The organism is Marinobacter sp. C1S70 (assembly GCF_000475355.1).
GTDB lineage: Bacteria > Pseudomonadota > Gammaproteobacteria > Pseudomonadales > Oleiphilaceae > Marinobacter > Marinobacter nauticus.
The window spans coordinates 1-5,409 of record NZ_AXBW01000025.1 but is presented as its reverse complement, the minus strand read 5'-3'; the positions used below and the strand labels follow the sequence as shown (position 1 = coordinate 5,409).

The window sequence follows — 5,409 nt, the reverse complement described above, 5'->3', positions numbered from 1 at the left end:
CAAGTAATTCGTGTGGGCGCTGGCCGAGGTATTTCGGACACGAAATATCAGGACAGTGACTCGTCGAAATTGAGTTTTGTCTTGAGCAAGAATTAAGAACTTTCGGGTTCTTGTATGATTTAAACTGAAGAGTTTGATCATGGCTCAGATTGAACGCTGGCGGCAGGCTTAACACATGCAAGTCGAGCGGTAACAGGGGTAGCTTGCTACCCGCTGACGAGCGGCGGACGGGTGAGTAATGCTTAGGAATCTGCCCAGTAGTGGGGGATAGCCCGGGGAAACCCGGATTAATACCGCATACGTCCTACGGGAGAAAGCAGGGGATCTTCGGACCTTGCGCTATTGGATGAGCCTAAGTCGGATTAGCTAGTTGGTGGGGTAAAGGCCTACCAAGGCGACGATCCGTAGCTGGTCTGAGAGGATGATCAGCCACATCGGGACTGAGACACGGCCCGAACTCCTACGGGAGGCAGCAGTGGGGAATATTGGACAATGGGGGCAACCCTGATCCAGCCATGCCGCGTGTGTGAAGAAGGCTTTCGGGTTGTAAAGCACTTTCAGTAGGGAGGAAAACCTTATGGCTAATACCCATGAGGCTTGACGTTACCTACAGAAGAAGCACCGGCTAACTCCGTGCCAGCAGCCGCGGTAATACGGAGGGTGCAAGCGTTAATCGGAATTACTGGGCGTAAAGCGCGCGTAGGTGGTTTGGTAAGCGAGATGTGAAAGCCCCGGGCTTAACCTGGGAACGGCATTTCGAACTGTCAGACTAGAGTGTGGTAGAGGGTAGTGGAATTTCCTGTGTAGCGGTGAAATGCGTAGATATAGGAAGGAACACCAGTGGCGAAGGCGGCTACCTGGACCAACACTGACACTGAGGTGCGAAAGCGTGGGGAGCAAACAGGATTAGATACCCTGGTAGTCCACGCCGTAAACGATGTCAACTAGCCGTTGGGACTCTTGAAGTCTTAGTGGCGCAGCTAACGCACTAAGTTGACCGCCTGGGGAGTACGGCCGCAAGGTTAAAACTCAAATGAATTGACGGGGGCCCGCACAAGCGGTGGAGCATGTGGTTTAATTCGACGCAACGCGAAGAACCTTACCTGGCCTTGACATCCAGAGAACTTTCCAGAGATGGATTGGTGCCTTCGGGAACTCTGAGACAGGTGCTGCATGGCCGTCGTCAGCTCGTGTCGTGAGATGTTGGGTTAAGTCCCGTAACGAGCGCAACCCCTATCCCTGGTTGCTAGCAGGTAATGCTGAGAACTCCAGGGAGACTGCCGGTGACAAACCGGAGGAAGGTGGGGATGACGTCAGGTCATCATGGCCCTTACGGCCAGGGCTACACACGTGCTACAATGGCGCGTACAGAGGGCTGCCAACTCGCGAGAGTGAGCCAATCCCTTAAAACGCGTCGTAGTCCGGATCGGAGTCTGCAACTCGACTCCGTGAAGTCGGAATCGCTAGTAATCGCGAATCAGAATGTCGCGGTGAATACGTTCCCGGGCCTTGTACACACCGCCCGTCACACCATGGGAGTGGATTGCACCAGAAGTAGTTAGTCTAACCTTCGGGAGGACGATTACCACGGTGTGGTTCATGACTGGGGTGAAGTCGTAACAAGGTAGCCGTAGGGGAACCTGCGGCTGGATCACCTCCTTAAACGAAGCCGAATGCTTCGGTCAGAGTCCACACGAATTACTTGGTTGGCTAATAAAGAGAGCAGATGGGTCGTTGCAGGCCCGTGTTTTGGGTCTGTAGCTCAGGTGGTTAGAGCGCACCCCTGATAAGGGTGAGGTCGGTGGTTCAAGTCCACCCAGACCCACCAGAATTGTTCAGCTCGTCGTTGTCGAAGTACTTGCATAGCAGGCTATGCGGCGCACTTCGACGCCTAGATCTGATCAATTCTTGTAGATAGCTTCTTGGGGCTATAGCTCAGCTGGGAGAGCGCCTGCCTTGCACGCAGGAGGTCGGCAGTTCGATCCTGCCTAGCTCCACCAAACTTTACTGACTAACTTCGGTTAGCAGTGTACAGAAACGAATGTTTCATATCGATGAAGCCTTCCTTTCTGATCACTGGGTCAGATTTGCTCTTTAACAAATTGGACGAGATAGAACACGAATATTTTTCTCTCATTATCTCCGAGAGAAAATGTTCAAAGTGATAGCGATTTCAAGCGTTATCCGGTGTTGTCGTTGAAGTGGTTGTTCTATTGCTTCAAGTGACTGTCTCGAAGATGCCTCGGAATCAGGCTTGCCTGGTGAAGAGTGTGGATTCGTGATCAGTTGTCTTGGGGTTATATAGTCAAGCAACTAAGCGCATACGGTGGATGCCTTGGCAGTCAGAGGCGATGAAAGACGTGGAAGCCTGCGATAAGGTTCGGGGAGCTGGCAAACGAGCTGTGATCCGGACATCTCTGAATGGGGAAACCCACCAACCTTCGGGTTGGTATCTTACACTGAATCCATAGGTGTAAGAGGCGAACCAGGGGAACTGAAACATCTAAGTACCCTGAGGAAAAGAAATCAACCGAGATTCCCTAAGTAGCGGCGAGCGAACGGGGACCAGCCCTTAAGCTGAACAACTGGTAGGAGAAGGCTCTGGAAAGTGCCGCCATAGTGGGTGATAGCCCCGTATCCGAAACCTGAGTTCAGTGAAATCGAGTAGGTCGGCGCACGAGAAACGTTGACTGAACATGGGGGGACCATCCTCCAAGGCTAAATACTCCTGACTGACCGATAGTGAACCAGTACCGTGAGGGAAAGGCGAAAAGAACCCCTGTGAGGGGAGTGAAATAGACCCTGAAACCGTATGCGTACAAGCAGTCGGAGCAGACTTGTTCTGTGACGGCGTACCTTTTGTATAATGGGTCAGCGACTTATGTTCAGTGGCGAGGTTAACCGTTTAGGGGAGCCGTAGGGAAACCGAGTCTGAATAGGGCGAATTAGTCGCTGGGCATAGACCCGAAACCGGGCGATCTATCCATGAGCAGGTTGAAGGTGCCGTAACAGGCACTGGAGGACCGAACCCACTGTCGTTGAAAAGCCAGGGGATGACTTGTGGATCGGAGTGAAAGGCTAATCAAGCCCGGAGATAGCTGGTTCTCCCCGAAAGCTATTTAGGTAGCGCCTCGGACGAATACCACAGGGGGTAGAGCACTGTTTGGGCTAGGGGGTCATCTCGACTTACCAACCCCATGCAAACTCCGAATACCTGTGAGTACTATCCGGGAGACACACGGCGGGTGCTAACGTCCGTCGTGAAGAGGGAAACAACCCAGACCGCCAGCTAAGGTCCCAAAGTACCAGTTAAGTGGGAAACGATGTGGGAAGGCTCAGACAGCTAGGAGGTTGGCTTAGAAGCAGCCACCCTTTAAAGAAAGCGTAATAGCTCACTAGTCGAGTCGGCCTGCGCGGAAGATGTAACGGGGCTCAAACTGGTCACCGAAGCTGCGGCTGCATACTTTGTATGCGGGGTAGGGGAGCGTTCTGTAAGCCTGCGAAGGTGTGTTGAGAAGCATGCTGGAGGTATCAGAAGTGCGAATGCTGACATGAGTAACGACAATGCGGGTGAAAAACCCGCACGCCGGAAGACCAAGGGTTCCTGCGCAACGCTAATCGGCGCAGGGTGAGTCGGCCCCTAAGGCGAGACCGAAAGGTGTAGTCGATGGGAAACGGGTTAATATTCCCGTACCTTGGATAGCTGCGATGGAGAGACGGAGAAGGCTAGGTGAGCCGGGCGACGGTTGCCCCGGTTTAAGCATGTAGGGAGTGGACTTAGGCAAATCCGGGTCCACAATCCCGAGACGCGACGACGAGTGCCCAAGGGCGCGAAGTCATTGATGCCCTGCTTCCAGGAAAATCTTCTAAGCTTCAGGCTATTCGAGACCGTACCCCAAACCGACACAGGTGGTCAGGTAGAGAATACCAAGGCGCTTGAGAGAACTCGGGTAAAGGAACTAGGCAAAATGGTGCCGTAACTTCGGGAGAAGGCACGCCGGTGTGTACGTGAAACCCCTGCGGGTGGAGCGGAAGCCGGTCGAAGATACCAGGCCCCTGCGACTGTTTATTAAAAACACAGCACTCTGCAAACACGAAAGTGGACGTATAGGGTGTGACGCCTGCCCGGTGCCGGAAGGTTAATTGATGGGGTTAGCATTCGTGCGAAGCTCTTGATCGAAGCCCCGGTAAACGGCGGCCGTAACTATAACGGTCCTAAGGTAGCGAAATTCCTTGTCGGGTAAGTTCCGACCTGCACGAATGGCGTAACGATGGGGGCGCTGTCTCTACCCGAGACTCAGTGAAATTGAAATCGCCGTGAAGATGCGGTGTATCCGCGGCTAGACGGAAAGACCCCGTGAACCTTTACTATAGCTTCACAGTGAACTTTGAGCATGCTTGTGTAGGATAGCTGGGAGGCTTTGAAACCGGGACGCCAGTTCCGGTGGAGCCAACCTTGAAATACCAGCCTGGCATGTTTGAGGTTCTAACTCTGGCCCCTTATCGGGGTTGAGGACACTGTGTGGTGGGTAGTTTGACTGGGGCGGTCTCCTCCCAAAGCGTAACGGAGGAGCACAAAGGTGGGCTAAGCACGGTCGGACATCGTGCGGTTAGTGTAATGGCACAAGCCCGCTTGACTGCGAGACAGACACGTCGAGCAGGTACGAAAGTAGGTCATAGTGATCCGGTGGTTCTGTATGGAAGGGCCATCGCTCAACGGATAAAAGGTACTCCGGGGATAACAGGCTGATACCGCCCAAGAGTTCACATCGACGGCGGTGTTTGGCACCTCGATGTCGGCTCATCACATCCTGGGGCTGAAGCCGGTCCCAAGGGTATGGCTGTTCGCCATTTAAAGTGGTACGCGAGCTGGGTTTAGAACGTCGTGAGACAGTTCGGTCCCTATCTGCCGTGGACGTTGGAGATTTGAGGAAAGCTGCTCCTAGTACGAGAGGACCGGAGTGGACGAACCTCTGGTGTTCGGGTTGTCACGCCAGTGGCATTGCCCGGTAGCTATGTTCGGACAGGATAACCGCTGAAAGCATCTAAGCGGGAAGCCCCTTCCAAGATGAGATCTCCCCGAGGCCTCGAGCCTCCTGAAGAGCCGTTCAAGACCAGGACGTTGATAGGTCGGGTGTGTAAGCGCTGCGAGGCGTTGAGCTAACCGATACTAATTGCTCGTGCGGCTTGACTATATAACACCCAAGACAATTGCGGATAACGCAGAGCCTAACCGCTCTATCGAAATCAACATCACTCAGTTCCTTCTCGTCCCCCAGTGATCAACCGTTTTGCCTGACGACCATAGCGGTCTGGAACCACCTGATCCCATCCCGAACTCAGAAGTGAAACAGACCTGCGCCGATGGTAGTGTGGCGTTGCCCATGTGAGAGTAGGTCATCGTCAGGC

The 5,409-nt window shown here is 53.6% G+C and carries 2 tRNA genes and 3 rRNA genes; all 5 read left to right on the top strand.

The features are described from left to right. The first annotated feature begins 121 nt into the window (after positions 1 to 121). The 5 genes from Q669_RS08280 to rrf all read left to right on the top strand — a co-directional run bounded on the left by Q669_RS08280 (position 122) and on the right by rrf (position 5,409). Positions 122 to 1,662: ribosomal RNA gene (locus Q669_RS08280) — 16S ribosomal RNA — on the top strand. Between the two features lie 89 nt (positions 1,663 to 1,751). Further along, positions 1,752 to 1,828, top strand: a tRNA-Ile gene (locus Q669_RS08275). 96 nt (positions 1,829 to 1,924) lie between these two features. Next, positions 1,925 to 2,000: transfer RNA gene (locus tag Q669_RS08270), tRNA-Ala, on the top strand. A 303-nt stretch (positions 2,001 to 2,303) separates the two neighbouring features. Beyond that, positions 2,304 to 5,195 (top strand): 23S ribosomal RNA (locus Q669_RS08265). Positions 5,196 to 5,294: 99 nt separating this feature from the next. Beyond that, positions 5,295 to 5,409, top strand: a 5S ribosomal RNA gene (gene rrf, locus Q669_RS08260). Together the 16S, 23S and 5S rRNA genes with 2 tRNA genes alongside form the textbook arrangement of a ribosomal RNA operon.